Below are 18,856 nucleotides of genomic sequence, written 5' to 3'. Positions count from 1 at the left end.
CGAGGGCGAGCACGAGGGCGCGCACGCGCACGAAAGACAGGGGGACGGGGCGGAGGGGTGAGGCGGGGGCTCAGTCTTCGCGGGGGGCGGGAGGGAGGCCGGCGTTCTTGCGGAGGGTGGCGATCAGGGCGTCCATCGCCTCGCGGTAGCTCTTCTGGGCCGCGGCGAGACGCTCCTCCATCGTCTCGTCGATCTGCTTCACCTGCGTCGCGGACGAGTCGAGCATCGCCTTGCTGCGCCCGAGCTCCTCGATGCGCGCGTCCGACGCCTTCTTCTCCGCGTCGGTGCGATCGCCCGAGGACTGGAACGCGCGCTCCGCCGCCACGGCCTCGTCGATCGACGCCTTGATCGCCTCGATCTCCTCGAGCATGCGGCGGAGCCGGAGCTTGTGCTCGACCATGTCGATGTGGACGGTGTAGCTCGCGAAGCTCACGGCATCGGCCTGCCTCTCGAGCGTCGCGGCGTTCTCCTTGCCGAGCGAGGCGCGATGACGCTCGATGCGGCGGTGCGCCTCGTTGCGGTCGCGGACGTACTTCTCGAGCTGGCGGGCGACGCCCTCCTCGAGCGCGTGCGCGGTGGCGCCGGTGACGTCGGCGTCGCACCCCTTCTGCTTGACGACGTACTGCGCGGCGCCGCTCACCTTGCGGTTGAGCTCGTCCTTGTTGTCGTCGAAGAACTCCATGGCGCCGTTCACGGCGCGCACGCGCTCCACGTAGTCGTAGCTCCGGCCAGCCGCGTCGGCCTGCTCGATGACGTCGACGACCACCTTCCAGTCCGGCTCCTTGAGCTGGTCCGGATAGCCCGCGAGCTGGTCCGTGGCGCGCTTCGCGAGGTCCTCGCGCTCGCTGAGCGACGTGGCCGTGGCCTGGAGCTCGGCCGGGTAGCGCCCGGCATAGCCGCTCTGCGGGGCCGAGGAGGCGATCTCGGGCTCCGGCTTGGGGGCGCTGCAACCGAGCGCGAAGAGGTGGCCGGCCAGAAAGAGCGCGCCGGCGACGAGGCGGGATCGGTTCATGGGAGCAGGGCTATAACCCAACTTCGCCCCCGCCGGGCGCAGTCCCGGCATCCCACATCCGCGCCCCGCGGCACACGGCGAACGCAGGGCGCGCTGCGCTGAACGGCGCCGGAATCGCTTCCCATTTGGTCGCGCCCTTGGCATCGTCGCGGCCCGTTCTGCGCGCTGGGAGGTGCTCCGGGCGAGCGAGGACGATTGCTTGATCTCGGCGTTTCGAGCGCCGGAGCCGGTCACCGCGGCGCCGATTACCTTCGCGAGAGGACGTGCGGCATGGGAGCTTTGAAAGACAAGGTCGTCATCGTCACTGGCGCGAGCTCGGGCATCGGCAGGGAGACGGCCGCCGCGCTCGCCGCCGAGGGCGCGAAGGTCGTCGCGAGCGCGCGGCGCGAGGCGCAGGGGCGCGAGCTCGTCGCCGCCGTCAAGGACCGCGGCGGCGAGATCACCTGGGTCACCGCCGACATGCGGGTGGAGAGCGACGTCAAGGCGCTCGTGGACGCCGCCGTCTCCACCTACGGCCGCCTCGACGGCAGCTTCAACAACGCCGGGAGCGGCTTTCTGGTGCCGTTCATCGAGATGAGCAACGAGGACTACGACCTGCTCATGGAGACGAACCTCCGCGGCGCCTTCTGGTGCATGAAGTACCAGCTCAAGGCCATGCTCGCGGGCGGCGGGGGCTCCATCGTCAACTGCGCCTCGGTGGCCGCGTCGCGCTTCTTCCCCGGGCTCTCCGTCTACGGGGCCTCCAAGGCCGGCATCGTCGGGCTCTCGCGCACCGTCGCGGTCGAGTACGCGCAGAAGGGCATTCGCGTCAACACGGTGAGCCCTGGCATCGTCGAGTCGGAGATGGCCACGGCGGGCTGGCGCCTCGACGATCCCCAGGGCCGCGCCTTCGCCGCGTCGCTGCACGCCATGAACCGCGTCGGCAAGCCGGGAGAGGTGGCCGCGGCGGTCGCGTTCCTCCTCAGCGACAAGGCCTCGTTCGTCACAGGCCAGGACCTCGTCGTCGACGGCGGCCTCGTGTCGGCGTCGTGGCCCGCGGGCTACGCGGGCGGAGGCTGAGGCGCGCGCCAGCGGCCGAGCCGGCGCGCGCGGCCTGAGGCTGAGCGCGATGGCGATGGGCTCCAGGCTCGCCGTGCGTCAGCGCACCCGCCCGTCGACGATCGTGATGGTGCGATCGCAGCGCTCGGCGATGCGCGGATCGTGGGTGACGATCAGACAGGTGGTGCCGAGCTCGCGGTTGAACTTGCGGAGCAGCGCGAAGATCTCGTTCGAGGAGTCCGTGTCGAGGTTGCCGGTGGGCTCGTCCGCGAGCACGAGCGGCGGCCGCCGCGAGAGGGCGCGCGCGATGGCGACGCGCTGCTGCTGACCGCCGGAGAGATCGGTGGTCTTGAAATGCATGCGGTCCGCGAGGCCCACGGCGACGAGCAGCTCCTCGGCCTGCTTGCGCAGAGCGCGGCTCGGCGCGCCCTCGTCGCCCCAGGCCGGGAGCATCACGTTCTCGAGCGCGCTGAAGGCGGGCAGCAGGTGATGGAACTGGAACACGAAGCCGAGCATGCGCGCGCGCACCCGGGTGAGCTCGCGCTCGTCGAGGCGCGTCGTCTCGATGCCGCCGAGCAGCACGCGCCCGCTGGTGGGGCGATCGAGCAGGCCGATGATGTTGAGCAGCGTGCTCTTGCCGGAGCCAGAGGGCCCGATCAGCGCGACGAACTCGGCCTCTTCGAGCGCCATGTCGACGCCGGCGAGCGCTCGCGTCCGCACGCGGTGGCCGTAGTCCTTGACCACGTTCTCCACGACGAGCAGCGGCTCAGCCATTGCGGATCGCGGTGGCGGGGTCGAGCCGGGCGGCGTGCCGCGCCGGGATCACGGCGGCGAGCAAGCCGATGCCGGTCGCGAGCGCGCTGGCGGCGGCGATCAGCCCGGCGTCGATCGTCACCGGAAAACGCGGCACGCCGTCGGGGTTCTGGGTCATGACCTCGAACAGCTTGGCGAAGGCCGCGCCGAGCGCCGAGCCGACGATCGACCCCGCGACGCCGAGCACGCCGCCCTGGATCAAGAATATCGCGAGCACGCGCCGCGCGGGCGTGCCGACGGCGCGCAGGATGCCGATCTCGCGCGCTTTCTGCACGACGGAGACGATGAGCACGCTGGCGATGCCGAGCGCGACGGCGACGACCACGAAGAACTGGATCATGTCCTTCGAGCTCGACTGCGCCGACAGCCCGCTCAGCAGCTCCGCGTTGAGCTCCATCCAGCTATCGGCGTCGAGCCCCGTGCGCTCGCGCAGCTCGGCCGCGATGCGCTCGGCCGCGAACACGTCGGCGACCTTCAGATCGATCGCGGTCGCGCCGGCGGGCAGGGCATACAGCGCCTGGGCGTGGCGCAGCGACGCGACGAGCCAGCTCCGGTCGACCGCCTCGTTGCCGAGCCTGAACAGGCCCGAGATCGTGACCACGTCGTCGATGCCCTCGCTGCTCGTGACGCGGAGCTTGTCGCCGACGACGGCGCCGAGATCGGCAGCGAGCGCCGCCCCGATCACCACCGACCCGCCCGTCACGTCGAAGCGGCCGGCGACCATCTTTCTCCGGAGGTCGATGATGGCGACGAAGCGCTCCGGATCGACGCCGTACATGACGATCGGGCTCTTGGCGTCGGAGCGAACGGCGAAGCCCGCGCCGGTGACGATGGGCGAAGCGGCGAGCACGCCGGTGTGCCGTTCGAGGTCGCGCAGCACCGTCGGCCACTGGTCGATCGAGCGCAGCCGCTGCGGGGCGGGCTGCACGCCGCGCGCGATCGCGAGCGCCGCGCTGGGCTGCACGAGCGGCCGCGCTTCCTTGCGCGGCTCGCGCAGCGTGATGTGTGGTTGCGAGCCGAGCGTCTTGTCGATGAGCGAGGTCTGCAGCCCGCCGATCAGCGCAGACAGGAAGACGATGACGCTCACGCCCACCGAGACGGCGGCCAGGATGAGCGCGCTCTGGCCCCGGGCATCACGCAGGTACCGCAGCGCGACGAACCACTCGAACGGCATCAGTCGCGCTCCGTGTGCACGCGCTGGCCATCGGACAGGGCGCGCCCGTCGGGCACGATCACCTCGGCGCCGGCCGGGAGGCCCGAGGCGACCTCCACGCTGCCCTCGCCCTTGAGCCCGAGCGCGATCGACCGGCGCGCCGCGCGGCCGCCCTCGACCGCCCATACCCACGGCTCCGGGGTCGCCGCGCCGCGCACGGCTTCGCTCGGCAGCGTGAGCGCGCCGGCCGCGCGCGCCACCGTGAGGTCGACCGAGACCGTCATGTCGGGCTTCAAGAACGCGGGAGGCTGGGGCACGCGCAGGCGCACCTCGACGCTGCCACGCTGCGGGTCGATCGAGGGGGCGATGTAGCTCACGACGGCGTCGAAGACGATCTGCGGGTAGGCGTCCGCCGAGGCCCGGGCCGCCTGGTCGAGCGAGATGAACGGGAGGTTGCGCTCGTCGGGGTTGAAGACGAGCTGCGTCGCGGCGTCGGCCGCCATCACGAGCAAGGTCCGCGCCGGCTGCACCACGTCGCCGGGCTCGACGGAGCGCGACAGCACCACGCCGTCGTCCAGCGCGGTGATGCGGGCCTGCGCGAGCCGCACGTTGGCGCCGGTGAGCTGGGCCCGGGCCAGCAACAGCGCCGTGAGCGCCACGCGCGAGTCGGCGCCGAGCGGCGCCGACGAGAGCTGCTGGACCTCTGCCGCCGCCTTCTGCGCGCGCGCGATCTCGAGCGCCCGCTGCGCGTCGTCGAGCTCCGCCGGGGGGGTCGCGCCGGAGTTCGCGAGCTCGCGGGTGCGCGCGAACGTCTTCTCCGCGCCTTCGAGCTGCGCTTGGGCCTGGCGCAGCGCCTCGCTGGCGACGATCGCGCCGACGCGCCGGAGCTGCTCGACGCGCGCGGCCGCCTGATCGACGGCGGCCTGGGCCTGCGCGACCGCCGCTCGCGCCTCGGCGTCATCGAGCTGCACGAGCAGGTCGCCGGCGCGCACGCGCTGTCCTTCGACCGCGCCGACCGCGACCACCAGGCCCGCGCTCTGCGCGGAGACCTGGACCCGGGACGGGACCCAGACGCGTCCGCTCGCCACGATGTGCTGCTCGATATCGCGGGCGACCACGCGGGCCGTGCGCACGCTGGGCCCTCGCGCGCGGACGGCGGCGTAACCGCCCCCTGCGATCGTGGCGACCACGACGACCCAGAACAGGGGACGGGACACCCAGCGCATCGAGACTCTCGGTAACATGAAACGGCCCGGAGATCTCGGCGCGCAATTTCTTCCGATCCCGGGTTCCTGCCCCTCCAGCACACCATACTGCGGCCATGCGTCAGCCTGAACCTGAAGCGGCGCCGCTCCGCGGGGCGGGCGACGGCCGGCGGCCGGCGGCCTCTGCTCCGGCGCTTGTGCGCGCGCTCCGCCACCGGAACTACCAGCTGTTCTTCTCGGGGCAGCTCGTCTCGCTGGTCGGCACCTGGATGCAGTCGGTCGCGCTGTCGTGGCTCGTCTACCGCCTCACGGGCTCGTCGCTGCTGCTCGGCACCGTCGGGTTCGCCACGCAGATCCCCGTCTTCCTGCTCGCCCCCATCGGCGGCGCCGTGGCCGACCGGCGGAGCCGCCACCGCATCCTCATCGCGACGCAATCGGCCGCGATGGTGCTCGCCCTCGGGCTCGCCGCGCTCACCCTGAGCGGGCGCGTCGAGGTCGCGCACATCCTCGGGTTCAGCGTGCTCCTCGGCGTCGTGAACGCCTTCGACATCCCCACGCGGCAGGCGTTCGTTGTCGAGATGGTCGGCAGGGAGGACCTCGCCAACGCCATCGCCCTGAACTCCTCGATGTTCAACGGCGCCCGGATCATCGGCCCGGCCGTGGCCGGCGTCCTGGTCGGCGCGATCGGCGAGGCGTGGTGCTTCCTCGCGAACGGGCTGAGCTTCCTCGCCGTCATCGCGAGCCTCCTCGCGATGCGCGTGCCGCCCCGCCCGGCCGCCGTCCGTCTCGGCTCGGCGCTCGCCGAGACGGCCGAGGGCTTCCGGTTCGTGGCGCACACCGGGGCGGTCCGCGCGCTCCTCGTGCTGCTCGGGGTCGTGAGCGTCACCGCGATGCCGTACGCGGTGCTGATGCCGATCTTCGCCGACCGGATCCTCGGCGGCGGTCCGCGGGGGCTCGGCATCCTGATGGGCGCGTCGGGCATCGGCGCGCTGCTCGGCGCGCTCGTCCTCGCCGGGCGCAGGCGGCTCCGGGGCCTCGGCCACTGGGTCGCCGCGGCGTGCGCGGGGTTCGGGGTGGCGCTCGGGCTGTTCGCGCTGTCGCGGTCGTTCTGGCTGTCGGCGCTGCTGCTCGTGCCCGTCGGCTTTTCGCAGATGGTGCAGATGGCGGGGTCGAACACGCTCGTGCAGGCGATGGTGCCGGACGCGCTCCGCGGCCGCGTCATGGCGGTCTACGCGATGATGTTCATGGGGATGGCCCCGCTCGGCGCGCTGCTCGCCGGCTGGCTCGCGGACCGGATCGGCGCGCCCGCGACCGTCGCCTCCGGCGGCGCCTGCTGCGTCGTGGCCGCGGCGGTGTTCGCGACGAGGCTCCCCCGGCTGCGGCAGCAGGGGCGGGAGCTCATCATCGCCCAGCAGATGGCCGCCGGGACGCCTGCGGAGCAGCTCACCCAGCCGGTCCCGGTGGAGGGATCCCCCGGAGAGCAGCGGCCGGCGCGGCCGGCGTGAGCGGGCGGGGCCGGCGCGCGCCGGCACCTCGCGTGCACGCAGCGAACCGAACCGCGTGTGTGTGCGGGGGATGCACGGCGCACGCCGAGCGAGGGAGGGGAACCATGGGGCGCGAAGACAAGGAGCGGCCCGAGCCGCAGGCGCAGGGGAAGGGGCGTACCGACGAGGTCGATCAGTCGAAGGGGATCTTCCGGCTCGACGGGCCGCACCCGAAGGACGCCGAGCTCCGCGCGCCGGGCACGCTCGGCGGCGGTCCATACGAGGAGTCCGGTCGCGGTGGCCCGGCCGGCTCGCGCGAGCCGCGGGACCGCAGCATCGCGGCCGAGGACGCGGCGGCGCTGCCGGAGGAGCAGGCGGCGCAAAGCGGCGACGCGCCCGACGAGGCGCGGCCCGTGGCGGGCGCGCTGCCGCAGCACGAGGAGCGGAGCGCGGAGGAGCGCAGGACCGCCGGGCAGGGGTAGCAGGGCGCGGCGGCGGGGGAGCGCGGGTAGTTGTCAAATTTGACCATGAAGGCGGGAAGGCGGGAAGAAAAATCCAATGATCTTCACGCCTTACCGCCTTGTCGCCTACATGTGAACTCTCTCTGGGCACAGTTGACCCCCACCCTCCATCAGGCCGAGCCGGGGGCGACCGCGCCGGCGCGGAGCGCGCTCACCGAGGGGCCGCGGCGCTCGCGACGCCCAGGGCGACGTATTTGCTGAGGGTGCCGAGCACGCCCATCTTGGCGCGGAAGTTCTTCATGAGCCGGTCGGGCAAGACCAGCTCGTCGAACAGGAAGCCGCCGAGCGCCGACAGCGCGCCCGTGAGCGGGCTGCTGCGCCGCCCGGCCGCGTCGAGCGCCTTCTCGTAGCCGATGCCCCACACGAGCAGGCCTCCGGCGAGCACCGCGACCCCGGCCGGCGTGACGGCCGGGTCGAACCGGTCGCTCGCGCGGCGCCCCCCGAGCCCGACCGCCGTCGCCATGGCGTTCATGGAGGCCCAGGGCGACCCGCGTTTGAGGGTGGAGGCTGCCATCATCGTGCACATCGTCGCTGCCGTCAGCACGGCGCCGGTCCGCAGCCCGCGCGTGACGATCTCGCTCATCCGGATCCCCTGCTGAGGGCGCTGCGCCGCTGCGCCAGCCGTCGCCTCGGGCGGCAGGGCCGTCGCCTCGGGCGGCGGCGCGCTCGCCGGGGCAGGCGAGGTCGCCGCCTCGGTCGGCAGGGCCGCCGCCTCGGGCGGCAAAGCGCTCGCCTCGGGCGCCCGGGCCGTCGCCTGGAGCGGTGAAGGCACCTCCTCGGAAGGGGGGATCAGCGCCTCGGACTTGTCTGTCTCCGTGCCCCCCTGGCGGCCGACATGGAGATAATCCTCGCGGCCGTCGTGATACGTGTAGTGAACCGGCTTGGGACCCTGGTGCTCCGGCTCCGGCGTTCCTGCGGGGCGTTCCGGGTTCATTCGATTATCCATCTCACACCTTTCGACGACTCTGCGGAAACCTAGGATCGAGGGCATGTGCCAACTCCGTGCCAGCTCCGCGTTGGCCGGTCGACGTCGCCGAGGCATCGCCCCGAGAGCGGTCGACCCGGCCCCACCCGCCCTCCTCCGCACGCGCCCGTGGTTTGACCCTCGCATGGCGCTCTGCCCAGGAGGACCCCCATGAGCACAGCCCGCCCGATCGAGAACGACACCCCCGCGAGGACGTCACGCGCCGTGAAGACGGCCGGCGTGCTCCTTGGCATCGGCGCGGGCGGGCTGCTCGATGGGATCCTGTTCCATCAGCTCCTGCAGTGGCACCACCTGATCTGCTTCAGCTGCCATCCGGGCGCGACCCTCGACGACGTGAGGCGGAACATCTTCGCAGACGGCCTGTTCAGCGTTGTCGCATTCGGCCTCACCGTGGCAGGTGTCAGCAAGCTCTGGAGCGCGCTGCGCGCGGGCGGAGATCCGCTGCCCGGGCGGATCCTCCCGGGCGCCGCCGCCGTGGGCTGGGGGGGGTTCAACCTGGTCGAGGGGGTGATCGATCACCACCTCCTCCAGATTCACCACGTCCGTCCAGGGCCCGGTCAGCTGGGTTGGGATCTGGCCTTCCTCGTATCCGGGGCCCTGCTCGTGCTCGGCGGCCTGCACCTGATGCGCGAGGCGCCGCCTCCCGCTGCCGCGCCGGCTCGCCTGTCAGCGCGATGAGGGGGAGCGCCGGGCCGGATCGCCGGCGCGGCTGGCCGCATCGAGCGACGCGTCGCGCTCTGCTGCCCTGGGGACGGCAGCCGCCGTGAGCGGTAGCGGCGCCGCGAGGGTGGCCATCGCGTCACCCTGCGTGACGGACACGTCCTCGGCTACAGAGCTCATGTCGAGCGACGCCGTGGTCTCTCCCCGCGAGATCGGCGCGGCAGCGTCGACAGAGCGGCTGATCGGCTCGCGCTCGGGCCGCGCCAGATCGAGGGAAGGAGCGCTCGACATGGGCTCTTTCATGCGGAGATCGCCGTCCAACATCGACGGATCGAGCTCGGTGCCGCCCGTGAGCAGCGGGCGCATCGCCGCCAGCATGGCCGCGGCGCTCGGGTAGCGCGCCGCCGGATCCAGCGCGAGCGCGCCGTGGAGGACCGCCGCGACCTCGACCGGGACCCACGGCGCGACCTCGTGGAGCGGCAGCGGCGGCGTGCTGCAGATCGTGAAGACGAGCTTACCGACCGTGCCGACCTGCTGGTACGGCGCGTGGCCGGCGAGGGCGCAGTACAGCGCGCTGGCGAGCGACCAGAGGTCGGTGCGGTGATCGACGTCGCGGCCGTTCAGCACCTGCTCGGGCGACATGTACAGCGGCGAGCCGAGCAGGATGCCGGTGTTCGTCAGCCCCGTCGTGAGCCGCGCGGCCAGCGGATCGGCCAGGATCTTGGCGATGCCGAAATCGAGGACCTTGACCGTGAGCGACCCGTCCGGGCGCCTCGCGAGGAAGAGGTTCGCAGGCTTGATGTCGCGGTGGACGATGCGCGCCTCGTGCGTCTTCTGCAGGCCCGCGAGCGCCTGGGCGCCGATGCGCAGCGCCACGTCGGGCGGCAGAGGCCCGCCCGCGTCGATGCGCTGCTGGAGGTCCCTCCCGTGGAGGCGCTCCATCGCGATGTACGCGGTGCCCGTCGCGTCATCGATGCCCGCGTCGAGCACCTGCGCGATGTGCTCGCTGTCGATCGCGCTCGCCGCCCGCGCCTCGCGGCGGAGGCGCTGCTCCCCCTCGCCGCCGGGCAGGAGATGTCGCCTGTTGATGACCTTGATCGCGACGCGCCGCTGCGTTGTCGTGTGCTCCGCCTCGTAGACCGACCCCATCCCTCCCTCGCCGAGGAGGCGCATCAGCTTGTATTTGCGGTCAATCGTCTGGCCGATCAAGCCGGGCCCCTCTCGCCCTCGCTCCAGGCCATCTGCACGAGGCGGTGCAGCAGGGACAGCGAGGGCGGCTGCGAGCCCGCCTCGAGCGACGGAAACGCGCACGTCAGCTGGACCGCGGCGAACGGCGCCCTCCTGGCGATGAGCAGCTCGCAGTGGCCGCTGAACACCGCCGGGTTCCGGGGTGAAGCAGGGGGGGCGAGCGAGAGCCCCTCGGGGAGCTCCGCGAGCGCCCGCTGCAGGTCGTCGAGCTCTTCGGGCGCGAGGCGCCGCTCGCGCGGCCCGGCCGTGCCGCCCCCGCCCGGGTGAAGCAGCGCGTGCCCGCCGGCCTGCGAGCGGAACGGGCCGTCCGAGGACGGCGACAGCGAGAGCTCGACCTTGACCCAGCGGCGCCCTCCGCCGGCCGGCGCGATGCCTTCGAGGACGAGGAGCCAGTCCGGCGCCGGCCGGCGCGCCATCGCGCGCCCTGCCCAGCGCCGCAGCGCCTGGGCCCCCGCCCAGGGAGAGAGCCCCGCGTGCCACGACCGGAACGCGAGCTCCTCGCGGTACGCCGCGCCCGGGAGCCACGCCCTGGCCACCCCGAGCGACTCCCACACCGCGAGCCCCGCCGCGAGCGCCGGGCCCACGCTGATGCACTGGACCAGCCCGGGGATGCAGGCGGCGGCCGCGGCGAGCACGGCGCCGCTCGCCGCGGTCGACGCGACCAGCTGGACCGCCCCGAGCCCGAGCTCCCACGGGTGGCAGCCCTGGCACAGCTGCCGCAGCTCGGCGGTGCTCAGCTCGCTCGGGTCGCGCACGTCGCAGGCCGCTCTGGTCATATCCCTCGTCGCCGCCCCGGGCTCGAGCCGGAGCCGAGCTCTGCCATCCTACCGCGATCCGGCGGCGCGCGCCGTCAATCTGCGTCGCTGCCGGGCATGGCGATGGCGCCGACCCTGGCCTTCGTCGCGCGCAGGTAGTCGCCGGGAGCGAGGAGGATCTGGGTGCCGCGCACGCCGGCCGAGACGGAGATGACGTCGAAGAGCTCGATGGTCTCATCCGCGTAGACGGGATAGGCCTTCTTCGCGCCGAGCGCCGTGACCCCGCCGCGCACGTAGCCCGTGAGCGGCTGGACGTCCTTGAGAGGCACGGTGTCGACCTTCCGGTCCCCCGTGAGCCGCGCCATCGCCTTCAGGTCGAGCTGGGCGTTGCCGGGCACCACCGCGAGGCAGACGCCGTGGCGGTCGCCGCGCGCCACAAGCGTCTTCCACACCTGCTCCGGCGGCAGGCCGATCTTCCTGGCCACCGTGCCTGCGGTCAGGTCGCTCGGATCGACCTCGTAGGCGCGCAGCTCGTACTGGATGCCGAGGCTGTCGAGGATGCGCGCCGCGTTGGTCTTCGTGGTCATGGGCCGCGCCATGCTATACGCGGCGGCGAGGGCGTCGACGGCCTTGGCCCCGAGACCACGGGGGGCGCTCGGCTCGGACTGCTTTCATTGGGTCGCGGAGCCGTGCCCGTCGGTGAACCTGCCGGTGCCTGCGCCGCGCGCGCGGCCGGTCAGCGCGGGCGGCGGTCGTGGAAGAGGAGCATCTCGATGGTGCCGGCCTCGCGGAGCCAGGGCTGGTCGTGGGGGCCCGGCAGGACGCGGAGCGTGTGGGGGATGGAGCGCTTCGCGAGCTGCGCGGCGAGGGCGGCGTTCGCGTCGTGGAACGGATCGCCCTTGCTGGTGAGCAGGTGGAGATCGCGCGGGCCGGCCGCGGCGACGGCCCTGGCGAGCCGGTCGGCGTAGGCGGGGGCGCGGTGGGCGCTGACGGCCGACTGCACGCCGCCCCAGGCGCCGAAGAGCTCGGGCCTGCGGAGGAACACCTCGAGGCCGACGTAGCCGCCGAGGGAGCAGCCGTCGAGCGAGGTGCGGGCCGCGCCGTCGAGCACGGGCGCCTCGGCGCGGGCGCGGGGCAGGACCACCTCCGCGAGCCAGCGCGCGTAGCCGTCGAGCGCCGCCGAGGGGTTCGGCGCCTTGTGGACGTTGGGCGTGTACGGGCACGCGACAACGAGGCCGCGGAACGGCCGCGCCGCGAGCGCGGCGTTGACCTCGGCGAGCCGCGCGTCGGTCCAGTCCTTTCTTCGCGAGGTGCGGCCGAGCGGCGGGCGGCGGAGCCGCTCGTAGGCTGACCCGAGGCCGTAGCGCTCGATCCACGCGAAGGCGCCGAGGCGCGGGTCGCCGGTCTCGCCGAGGCCGTGGAGGAGCACGAGCAGCGGCACGCGCTCGCCCGGGGCGAGGTGCTTCGGGACGAGCAGCGTGAACCGCCGGCCGAGGGCGCGGTCTCCGGGGACCTGGAGGTCGCGGACGTCGAAGGCGGGCGGGGCAGCGGCGGGCGGCGGAGATGGCGGCGCGGGCCCGGCAGGGTCGGCGAGGGCCGCGCGCGGGGCCAGGGCGGCGGCGCAGAGGGCCAGGAAGGGGCGCCGGGGGAGGAGCATGCGGGGAGTGTCGCAGCCCTGCGGCGGCCGGCAAGGCCCGCACCGGCGGTCCTGACCAGTCGCCGCGCTTGAACTATCCTGTTGCCATGCCTCCCGCGGACTTCGCCGTCTTCTGGGATCTGCCGATTCGCCGCCGGGGACCGAGATCCTGAGTCGGTGCTCGCGCAGCGCACGTCCGAAACATCAAATCATCCGAGTCGAGTTTGCGCTGCCCGCAAGCTTGACTCGGCTTTGTGTCGTCGTACGCTCCCTGCGTAGGTGTCGCGCCGCTGCGCTCTGCTCGGGGTGGAGCGCGGCGGCGCGCGAATGGGGCCCTGTCGCGCTCCGGAGAGCCGATCAGGGAAAGCGCGCTGTCGCCGGACTCTGACACGCGGTGTGGCGATCGGCGCGCCTCGCGGGCGGAGCTCATCGAAGGGGGATGGTCATGTGGATCCAGAGCGGTGCGATCGCGCTCGCGATGCTCGCAGCGTCCGGCTGCGCGCAAGGGAAGGGCGGCCGGCGCGCGGGAGACGTCGTGTACCTCGACCAGGGGTGGGGCGAGGAGGAGCGTCGGATCTTCTACCGTGTCTCCCAGGGGACCAGGCTCTTGCCGCTCGGGTGGTTCCTTGCGCTGGAGCGGGGGGACAGCGCGGAGCGGTTCGTCGCGAGCGACTATGTGGCGCGCTATCGCTTCATCGAGGATCCAGGCTCGAAGAGCAATCCGGAGCGCCTCCCGGTGGGGTTCGCCAAGGACGTCGATCCCGTGACGGGCGAGGTGTACGTCGGGTTCACGTGCGCGACGTGCCACACCCGCCAGATCTCCCACCGTGGGGCGAGGATCCGGATCGACGGCGGCCCGGCGCGGATCGACGTGGTCGCCTTCACCGAGGCTGTCTTCGGCGCGCTCGACCGCACGCTGAAGACGCCGGAAAAGCTGGACCGCTTCACCAGGGCGGTCCTCAAGGACCACCACGGCGAGGACTCCGCTCGCGCCCTGCGAGCGCAGGTGGGGAAGATGCTGGAGGTGGTCCGGCTGCAAGCGTTCACCGGGGCCGGGGAGGGGTCCCACGCCACCATCGCGGGCTTTGGCAGGCTGGACGCGCTCGGGCGCGCCGGCAACCTTCTGTTCGGATCGATCAACCCGGAGAACGTCCGCGCGACCAACGCGCCTGTCGACTATCCTCACCTCTGGGATGCGCCGAGCTACGACTGGGTGCAGTGGAACGGATCCATCATGCAGCCGATGGCTCGCAACATCGCGGAGGCCCTGGGGGTGGGCACGCACACGCGGCTCAGCCCGGAGTCGCAGGGGACGAGGGTGCATGTCCAGTCGAGCATCCGGGTGGACAACCTGCGCCTGATTGAACAGCAGGTCGAGAAGCTCCGCGCGCCGCGCTGGCCAGAGCACCTCCTCGGCAGCATCGACAAGGAGCAGGCGGCCCGCGGCAGGCGCCTCTACAGCATGCACTGCGCGAGCTGTCACGAGCCCGGGCTGACTCCCCCGAACGAGCATGGCAGGCGCTTCCGGAGAGCGATGATGTCCCCGCTCGACCTGATCGGCACCGATCCGACCCACGCCGTCAGCTTCAACGAGCGCAAGGTGGATCTGGGGGCGCTCGGGCTCGGGAGGGTCGGGATGGCGCAGGCGCTGGAGCTCGGCACGTGGGCGATCCGCGAGACGAAGTACGAGGAGTACGGCCTGTCGGCGGAGCAGCGGCTCGCGTGGGATGGGTACCGCCCGAACAGGTGGCGCGCGCCGCTCGCGTATCGGGCGCGCGAGCTGAACGGGATCTGGGCGACGGCGCCGTACCTCCACAATGGCTCTGTCCCGAGCCTCTATGAGCTGCTCCTCCCAGGAGAGCGGCGCTCGAAGAGGTTCCATCTCGGCGGCGCGGCGTTCGACCCGAGGCGCGTCGGCCTCCGGGTGGAGCCCTCTCAGGGAGGGTTCGAGCTCGTAACGGATCTCCCCGGCAACTCGAACGCCGGGCACGAGTACCGCGACGGGCCGCGCGGAAAGGGCGTCATCGGGCCCGCGCTGACCGAGCAGGAGCGCTGGGATCTCGTCGAGTACCTGAAGACGCTGTGACGGGCGCTCCGCTGGCGCGCGCGCCGAGCGCGCGGCGGCGCGGGTGGAGCGCCGGGCGGATGGATCGCCGGGCCGGCGAACCGCCCGCGCCGGCAGTCAGCGTCGTGCCGCCGGCCGTCGAGGGGGATCGACGGGCGCCGCGGAGGCGCTCCAGAGCCGCCAGGGGCTGACAGGAAATGCCCGAGACGTGCTGGAGGTGGTGGACGCACCGAGCGCATAGCGGGTACACCGAGGCGTCCATGGACACGACGCACGACGCGACGGACGAGACGGACGACGAGGCGGGGCAGGAGCGCCCGATCCGCCCTGAGGACCAGGACCCGAAGCTGTGGAGGGGCAGCGGGTGGACGGCGCGGGTCATCAAGAACGAGGACGACGACGGGTGGGCCGTCGAGATGACGTGCGACGGCCAGAGCGAGCCCTCGCTGGTGGGGCCGTGGACGATGGGGCGTGACAAGAAGAACCCGAAGCCCCTCGACGCGAATGCCTTCGCCACCCTGGTGAAGACGGCGAACGAGGTGCTGGCGCGCCACGTCCAGCAGCGCCGGGCGCAGCTGCACCGGAGCGTCACGACGGCGGTCGAGGGCGGCGCGCGGGTGCGGGTGGACCTCGACGTGGTGCCCGACGAGGACGACCCCCACGCCATCCTCACCGAGTGGGACGCGGCGGGGGAGGCCGTGCGGCGAGCGAGGGTGCCCGCGGCCTTCAAGCTCACCGCCGAGAGCGCGCGCAAGTGGCTCGAAGGGGACGTTCCCGAGGCGTGACGGGTGCTGGCGCTCAGCCCGGGTAGCCCGGCGTCCAGGCCGGAGGGTCGCTCGCCGGGAACGACAGGTCCGACGCGACGTCCTCCGGATCGACCAGCGCCTCTGACGCCCTGCTTGGCCAGAGCGAGCCCCCGCGATCGACCGGCGTCTCCGGCGTCCGCTCCTCGCGCGCCTTCTTCCCCGTCTTCTTGAATCCGGCCGCGGCGCCGTCGGGCCCTGCCGACTGTCGCTTCACCGCCGCGTTCTCGTTGATTTCCATGCGTCACCCTCCGGCGCTGCCGTGTCCTCCTGGACAGCTGGAGCCGGCGAGGCGCGCCGCAAGGGGATCCCGCGCTGGATCGAGGCGGCCTTCTTTCTCCTCTCCTCGTACGCGTCCTCGCTCAGAGCGCCCGCTGAGCCCCCACGAACCGCTCGAACACCGCCTTGCGCATCAGCTTCGGCGGCAGGATCCCCTGGGCGAGCACGAAATCGTGGAACCGTTGCGCGTCGAAGCGAGGGCCCATCCTGGACTCGACCTCTGCCCGGAGCTCCATCAGCCGGGTGAACCCGTAGAAATACGACGTCGCCTGTCCCGGCGCGCGGAACGTGTAGCGCTCCACCTCGGACTGCGCGAACGGCGCCGACAGCACCACCTCCTTCTCCAGGAAGGCGCGCGCGGCCGCCGGCGTGATCTTGCCGGCCTGGAGCTCCGGGTCCAGAAAGGCGCGCGCGGCCCGCAGCAGGCGGTATTGCAGCGAGACGAGCTGGCCCTCGGGCGGCATGAACGGGAGCAGGATGGCCTCGGAATAGAGACCCCATCCCTCCACATTGGCGCTGTTCTCCGCGAAGATGGCCCGCGCGATCGAGACGCCCCGCTCGACGAGCGACGCGAACTGGAGCTCGTGTCCGGGGCGCGCCTCGTGAGCGGTGAGCGTCCATGACGCCGCGGCATGGGTGAAATCGTCGATCTTCCGCAGCTCCCCCGTGGAGCCGGGCGGCCCTGGGAGGCTCAGCGGCAGCACGAATTCCCCTTCTTCTCCCTGGTTGTCGAGCAGCCGCGGCGGCCGCATGTGCGGCGCAGGCGACTCGGCGCTCTCCGCGGCCGTGCCGAGCCGGATGCGCGCCGGTCTGTCGGGCAGCGTGACGAGGCGCTCTCTCCGGATGATGGCCTCTATCTGGGCGAGCCGCTCCTTGTAGTGCGGCAAGATCGCCTCGCCCACCAGCTGCTCCTTCTTCAGGGCGCGGATCACGTCGCGGTAATCCGCGCTCGGCAGCTTGCGCGCGGCGGCGATCGACACCGCGAGCTTCTGCATCTGCGCCTTCAGATCGTCGAAGGCTGTGTGGGCCAGGGACGCGAGCTCGGCGGGCGGGAGATCGACGCCATACGACTCGAGCGCGAACGCATAGAGCGGCGGCGGCAGCGCGAAGCCGGTCCGCGCCCGGGGGAGCACGTCGGCGCGCAGCGCCGCGTCGTACGCCTCGAGCTGGCGAGTCAGCGCGGCGAGCGGCGCTTCATGGCCGCTGATAGCATATTTCCTGAAGAGCTCGCCGATGCCCTCCCGCACGCGGGCGTTCGTGGCGAGGTGCCGCTCGATCTCCATCCTGGAGGGGGCGAGCAAGCCGGGCTTTCCGAGCTCCTGAGTGAGCCTGGCCCTGGCCCGCTCGGCGATGGGCGTGTAGCCCGCCTCCAGGCCGGCATAGCGCCGGAGCCGCGTGAGGGCCGCGGCCCGCCGCGCCGGGGGTAGCCGGTCGTCCAGCAGGTTCGAGATGCCCTCGAACACGAGCCCCGTGACGTGCACGTAAGTGACCCTGTGCTTCTCGTCGAGCTCCGAGCCGCGAACGGCCCGGTCCGCGGCGTCCAGCAGGATCTGCAGATCTTCGGCGACCGCCGGGTCCTTCTCGGCCTCTCGCCGCTTCTGGAGCTCGACGATGGCCGCGCGGTAGGCCGCGCGCGCCCGCGCCTCGGCCTCCGACGAGGGATCGGTGATCTCCGCGTCCGCGCGCTCGATCCCCATCGAGCCGGCGAGCTCCGGAGAGAACCGGGCGAGCACGTCGAGGAGCACCTGCGCGTGCTCGTTGCTGCGCTCCACCCACGCCGGGCGCCGCGGGGTCGCCGCGGGCGCAGCAGTCGCCGCCGTTGCCGTGCTCGCGACCGCCGGGGGCGCCGGCGAGGGCAGGGGAGCCGGCGCGGCGGCGGGAGGCGGCGCCGCGCGGGCGCACGCGGCCACGAGCAGGGGAACGACGGCGATGGTGCGGAGCGCGCGCAGGGCCATATCGCACCTCTTGCACAGGCGCCGCCGTGAGCCAACCGCGACGAAGGCTCAGATGATCTCGGAGGATCTCACGAGCTCGCCGCCGGTCGCCTCGCGCGCCCACACGGGCTCAGCGGCGGCGGCGCCAGCCCAGGAGCCCGAGCGCAAGCAGGCCTGCGACGTAGGCGACGGTGGGCCTCTCGGCGGCGCCGACACGGCATCCACAACCGGACGAAGAGGAAGAATCGGACGGTTCGGCCCCGGCGCTCCCGCCGTCGCCGGTGGATGCGGCGCCGCCGTCGCCGGGGCCGCCGCCCTCGGACGCGGTGCCGCCGTCGCCGGAGCTGCTGCTGCCGCTGCTATTGCTGCTCGATGCAGCGCCGCCTTCGCCGGATTTGCCGCCTGCGCCGCCGGACCCCGCGGGTTCACCCTCACGCGGGACGATCGTGATGGTCGCGCAGTGGTGATAGAAGCAGCCGCCCGGGTTGTTGATCGCGTGGTTTGACATGAACTGGCTGACCTGCAGCGTGCAGTTCTCGCAGGTGAGATCATCGGGGAGCTTGATCTCGACGGATTGCGTCCCCGTGATCGCCGCGGTGTGGACGAGCAGGCCGTCCGCCACGAGGGGGAGCTGCGGATCTGTCTCGATCACGGTGGAGCCGCACGGCGTGGAGCCGGGGGTCACCTCCGGATCCGGGGGGATAGACTCCGGATCGGGCGCGATCGAGACGCGGTAATGGCCCGGGTGAAATATGGTCTCCTGGATCGTCAGGGTGATCGTCTCACCCTGGACATAGGTGGTCACGTCCCCGGTCAGCTCGACCGGCTTCCCGGGGTCCGCCTGGCCGCACGGCGCGCTCTTCTGCGGGTCGCCCAGGTTATTTTGCTCCGAGTAGCAAGCCGGCTCGAGCAGGGTGAAGTGGGCGTGAGCCACGGCCGGGTCGATCGCGGAGAGGGCCGCCGCGGCGAGGGCCGCCGCCGCGGGCGCGCGCCATGGCGCCTTGAGTCTCGTTCGTGATATTCGCATCGCATTTCTCTGGGTCAGGAGGTGGTCTCGGGGCCGCGCCCGTCGGGCCTTGCTGGTTCGTCTCCCAGGACGGCGCGGGCGGCTACTCTCCACCACCGCTTGTCCGCCGCCAAGCCCGAACCGGCACGCGGCAGCGACACATAAGCTCGATCTCGCCGCGACGACGACACCCAAGCTTGAACTCGCCGCTGTCAGCGGCCGCCGCACGGCAAGCGCGCCGCGGCCACGCCCACTTCAC

The 18,856-nt window shown here is 72.6% G+C and carries 18 protein-coding genes; 6 read left to right on the top strand and 12 right to left on the bottom strand.

The window, feature by feature from the left end; all coding sequences use genetic code 11:
* Nucleotides 1-70: 70 nt before the first annotated feature.
* Nucleotides 71-1,012 carry a hypothetical protein gene (locus WMF28_RS23235; protein ID WP_437595437.1) on the bottom strand — a complete coding sequence of 314 codons (942 nt, stop codon included), beginning with the start codon at nt 1,010-1,012 and terminating at the stop codon, nt 71-73.
* 270 nt (nt 1,013-1,282) lie between these two features.
* On the opposite strand from WMF28_RS23235, the gene WMF28_RS23230 reads away from it, so the two are divergent.
* The gene (locus WMF28_RS23230; protein WP_437595436.1) at nt 1,283-2,071 is read left to right on the top strand and encodes an SDR family NAD(P)-dependent oxidoreductase; all 789 of its coding nucleotides are present in this window, start codon (nt 1,283-1,285) and stop codon (nt 2,069-2,071) included.
* Nucleotides 2,072-2,149: 78 nt separating this feature from the next.
* On the opposite strand, the gene WMF28_RS23225 is transcribed toward WMF28_RS23230, so the two are convergent.
* Genes WMF28_RS23225 through WMF28_RS23215 form a run of 3 tightly spaced genes read right to left on the bottom strand, consistent with a single transcriptional unit; the run spans nt 2,150 to nt 5,242 of the window.
* Nucleotides 2,150-2,824 carry an ABC transporter ATP-binding protein gene (locus WMF28_RS23225; protein ID WP_437595435.1) on the bottom strand — a complete coding sequence of 225 codons (675 nt, stop codon included), beginning with the start codon at nt 2,822-2,824 and terminating at the stop codon, nt 2,150-2,152.
* A complete protein-coding gene (locus WMF28_RS23220) occupies nt 2,817-4,037 on the bottom strand; it encodes an ABC transporter permease (protein ID WP_437595434.1) in 1,221 nt (406 codons plus the stop codon). The genes WMF28_RS23225 and WMF28_RS23220 overlap by 8 nt, the downstream gene beginning before the upstream one ends.
* Nucleotides 4,037-5,242, bottom strand: coding sequence for an efflux RND transporter periplasmic adaptor subunit (locus WMF28_RS23215; RefSeq protein WP_437595433.1), 1,206 nt, complete (start codon nt 5,240-5,242; stop codon nt 4,037-4,039). The genes WMF28_RS23220 and WMF28_RS23215 overlap by 1 nt, the downstream gene beginning before the upstream one ends.
* A 95-nt stretch (nt 5,243-5,337) precedes the next feature.
* Between WMF28_RS23215 and WMF28_RS23210 the strand changes: the two genes are divergently transcribed.
* On the top strand, nt 5,338-6,726 hold the full coding sequence (locus WMF28_RS23210; RefSeq protein ID WP_437595432.1) for an MFS transporter: 1,389 nt from the start codon (nt 5,338-5,340) through the stop codon (nt 6,724-6,726).
* A 104-nt stretch (nt 6,727-6,830) separates the two neighbouring features.
* Nucleotides 6,831-7,187: a hypothetical protein gene (locus WMF28_RS23205; protein ID WP_437595431.1), complete on the top strand. Its 357-nt coding sequence runs from the start codon at nt 6,831-6,833 to the stop codon at nt 7,185-7,187.
* Between the two features lie 190 nt (nt 7,188-7,377).
* On the opposite strand, the gene WMF28_RS23200 is transcribed toward WMF28_RS23205, so the two are convergent.
* The gene (locus WMF28_RS23200) at nt 7,378-8,160 is read right to left on the bottom strand and encodes a hypothetical protein (protein WP_437595430.1); all 783 of its coding nucleotides are present in this window, start codon (nt 8,158-8,160) and stop codon (nt 7,378-7,380) included.
* Between the two features lie 201 nt (nt 8,161-8,361).
* Here WMF28_RS23200 and WMF28_RS23195 point away from each other — a divergent pair, with 201 nt between their 5' ends.
* Complete coding sequence (locus WMF28_RS23195) at nt 8,362-8,889, top strand: DUF2243 domain-containing protein (protein WP_437595429.1); 528 nt, start codon at nt 8,362-8,364, stop codon at nt 8,887-8,889.
* Here the strand turns inward: WMF28_RS23195 and WMF28_RS23190 are convergent.
* The 4 genes from WMF28_RS23190 to WMF28_RS23175 all read right to left on the bottom strand — a co-directional run bounded on the left by WMF28_RS23190 (nt 8,878) and on the right by WMF28_RS23175 (nt 12,531).
* Complete coding sequence (locus WMF28_RS23190; protein WP_437595428.1) at nt 8,878-10,080, bottom strand: serine/threonine-protein kinase; 1,203 nt, start codon at nt 10,078-10,080, stop codon at nt 8,878-8,880. The two genes, WMF28_RS23195 and WMF28_RS23190, sit on opposite strands and share 12 nt — an antisense overlap.
* Nucleotides 10,077-10,895: a hypothetical protein gene (locus tag WMF28_RS23185; protein WP_437595427.1), complete on the bottom strand. Its 819-nt coding sequence runs from the start codon at nt 10,893-10,895 to the stop codon at nt 10,077-10,079. The genes WMF28_RS23190 and WMF28_RS23185 overlap by 4 nt, the downstream gene beginning before the upstream one ends.
* A gap of 74 nt (nt 10,896-10,969) precedes the next feature.
* Nucleotides 10,970-11,461 (bottom strand): Cys-tRNA(Pro) deacylase, encoded by a 492-nt coding sequence (ybaK, locus tag WMF28_RS23180; protein ID WP_437595426.1) that lies wholly within the window; start codon nt 11,459-11,461, stop codon nt 10,970-10,972.
* 149 nt (nt 11,462-11,610) lie between these two features.
* Nucleotides 11,611-12,531: an alpha/beta hydrolase gene (locus tag WMF28_RS23175; RefSeq protein ID WP_437595425.1), complete on the bottom strand. Its 921-nt coding sequence runs from the start codon at nt 12,529-12,531 to the stop codon at nt 11,611-11,613.
* Nucleotides 12,532-12,955: 424 nt separating this feature from the next.
* On the opposite strand from WMF28_RS23175, the gene WMF28_RS23170 reads away from it, so the two are divergent.
* Both WMF28_RS23170 and WMF28_RS23165 read left to right on the top strand, forming a co-directional pair.
* A complete protein-coding gene (locus tag WMF28_RS23170) occupies nt 12,956-14,596 on the top strand; it encodes a di-heme-cytochrome C peroxidase (protein WP_437595424.1) in 1,641 nt (546 codons plus the stop codon).
* Between the two features lie 239 nt (nt 14,597-14,835).
* On the top strand, nt 14,836-15,360 hold the full coding sequence (locus tag WMF28_RS23165; protein WP_437595423.1) for a hypothetical protein: 525 nt from the start codon (nt 14,836-14,838) through the stop codon (nt 15,358-15,360).
* Nucleotides 15,361-15,373: 13 nt separating this feature from the next.
* Here the strand turns inward: WMF28_RS23165 and WMF28_RS23160 are convergent, their stop codons facing one another.
* The 3 genes from WMF28_RS23160 to WMF28_RS23150 form a co-directional block, all read right to left on the bottom strand.
* A complete protein-coding gene (locus WMF28_RS23160) occupies nt 15,374-15,619 on the bottom strand; it encodes a hypothetical protein (protein WP_437595422.1) in 246 nt (81 codons plus the stop codon).
* Between the two features lie 121 nt (nt 15,620-15,740).
* Nucleotides 15,741-17,612 carry a DUF885 domain-containing protein gene (locus tag WMF28_RS23155; protein WP_437595421.1) on the bottom strand — a complete coding sequence of 624 codons (1,872 nt, stop codon included), beginning with the start codon at nt 17,610-17,612 and terminating at the stop codon, nt 15,741-15,743.
* Between the two features lie 109 nt (nt 17,613-17,721).
* Nucleotides 17,722-18,618 carry an SCE4755 family polysaccharide monooxygenase-like protein gene (locus WMF28_RS23150; RefSeq protein WP_437595420.1) on the bottom strand — a complete coding sequence of 299 codons (897 nt, stop codon included), beginning with the start codon at nt 18,616-18,618 and terminating at the stop codon, nt 17,722-17,724.
* Nucleotides 18,619-18,856: the final 238 nt, after the last annotated feature.

This window comes from Sorangium sp. So ce590 (assembly GCF_051521365.1).
Taxonomy (GTDB): Bacteria; Myxococcota_A; Polyangia; order Polyangiales; family Polyangiaceae; genus Sorangium.
This window is presented reverse-complemented; position numbering and strand designations above follow the sequence as displayed.

Bases quoted from the DNA above. Each gene is read 5' to 3' on its own strand.
- WMF28_RS23170 (WP_437595424.1), top strand. From the start codon at position 12,956: ATGTGGATCCAGAGCGGTGCGATCGCGCTCGCGATGCTCGCAGCGTCC.
- WMF28_RS23175 (WP_437595425.1), bottom strand. From the start codon at position 12,531: ATGCTCCTCCCCCGGCGCCCCTTCCTGGCCCTCTGCGCCGCCGCCCTG.
- WMF28_RS23220 (WP_437595434.1), bottom strand. From the start codon at position 4,037: ATGCCGTTCGAGTGGTTCGTCGCGCTGCGGTACCTGCGTGATGCCCGG.
- WMF28_RS23200 (WP_437595430.1), bottom strand. From the start codon at position 8,160: ATGAACCCGGAACGCCCCGCAGGAACGCCGGAGCCGGAGCACCAGGGT.
- WMF28_RS23205 (WP_437595431.1), top strand. From the start codon at position 6,831: ATGGGGCGCGAAGACAAGGAGCGGCCCGAGCCGCAGGCGCAGGGGAAG.
- WMF28_RS23210 (WP_437595432.1), top strand. From the start codon at position 5,338: ATGCGTCAGCCTGAACCTGAAGCGGCGCCGCTCCGCGGGGCGGGCGAC.
- WMF28_RS23150 (WP_437595420.1), bottom strand. From the start codon at position 18,618: ATGCGAATATCACGAACGAGACTCAAGGCGCCATGGCGCGCGCCCGCG.
- WMF28_RS23155 (WP_437595421.1), bottom strand. From the start codon at position 17,612: ATGGCCCTGCGCGCGCTCCGCACCATCGCCGTCGTTCCCCTGCTCGTG.
- WMF28_RS23165 (WP_437595423.1), top strand. From the start codon at position 14,836: ATGGACACGACGCACGACGCGACGGACGAGACGGACGACGAGGCGGGG.
- WMF28_RS23195 (WP_437595429.1), top strand. From the start codon at position 8,362: ATGAGCACAGCCCGCCCGATCGAGAACGACACCCCCGCGAGGACGTCA.
- WMF28_RS23160 (WP_437595422.1), bottom strand. From the start codon at position 15,619: ATGGAAATCAACGAGAACGCGGCGGTGAAGCGACAGTCGGCAGGGCCC.
- WMF28_RS23215 (WP_437595433.1), bottom strand. From the start codon at position 5,242: ATGCGCTGGGTGTCCCGTCCCCTGTTCTGGGTCGTCGTGGTCGCCACG.
- WMF28_RS23185 (WP_437595427.1), bottom strand. From the start codon at position 10,895: ATGACCAGAGCGGCCTGCGACGTGCGCGACCCGAGCGAGCTGAGCACC.
- WMF28_RS23235 (WP_437595437.1), bottom strand. From the start codon at position 1,012: ATGAACCGATCCCGCCTCGTCGCCGGCGCGCTCTTTCTGGCCGGCCAC.
- ybaK (WP_437595426.1), bottom strand. From the start codon at position 11,461: ATGACCACGAAGACCAACGCGGCGCGCATCCTCGACAGCCTCGGCATC.
- WMF28_RS23225 (WP_437595435.1), bottom strand. From the start codon at position 2,824: ATGGCTGAGCCGCTGCTCGTCGTGGAGAACGTGGTCAAGGACTACGGC.
- WMF28_RS23230 (WP_437595436.1), top strand. From the start codon at position 1,283: ATGGGAGCTTTGAAAGACAAGGTCGTCATCGTCACTGGCGCGAGCTCG.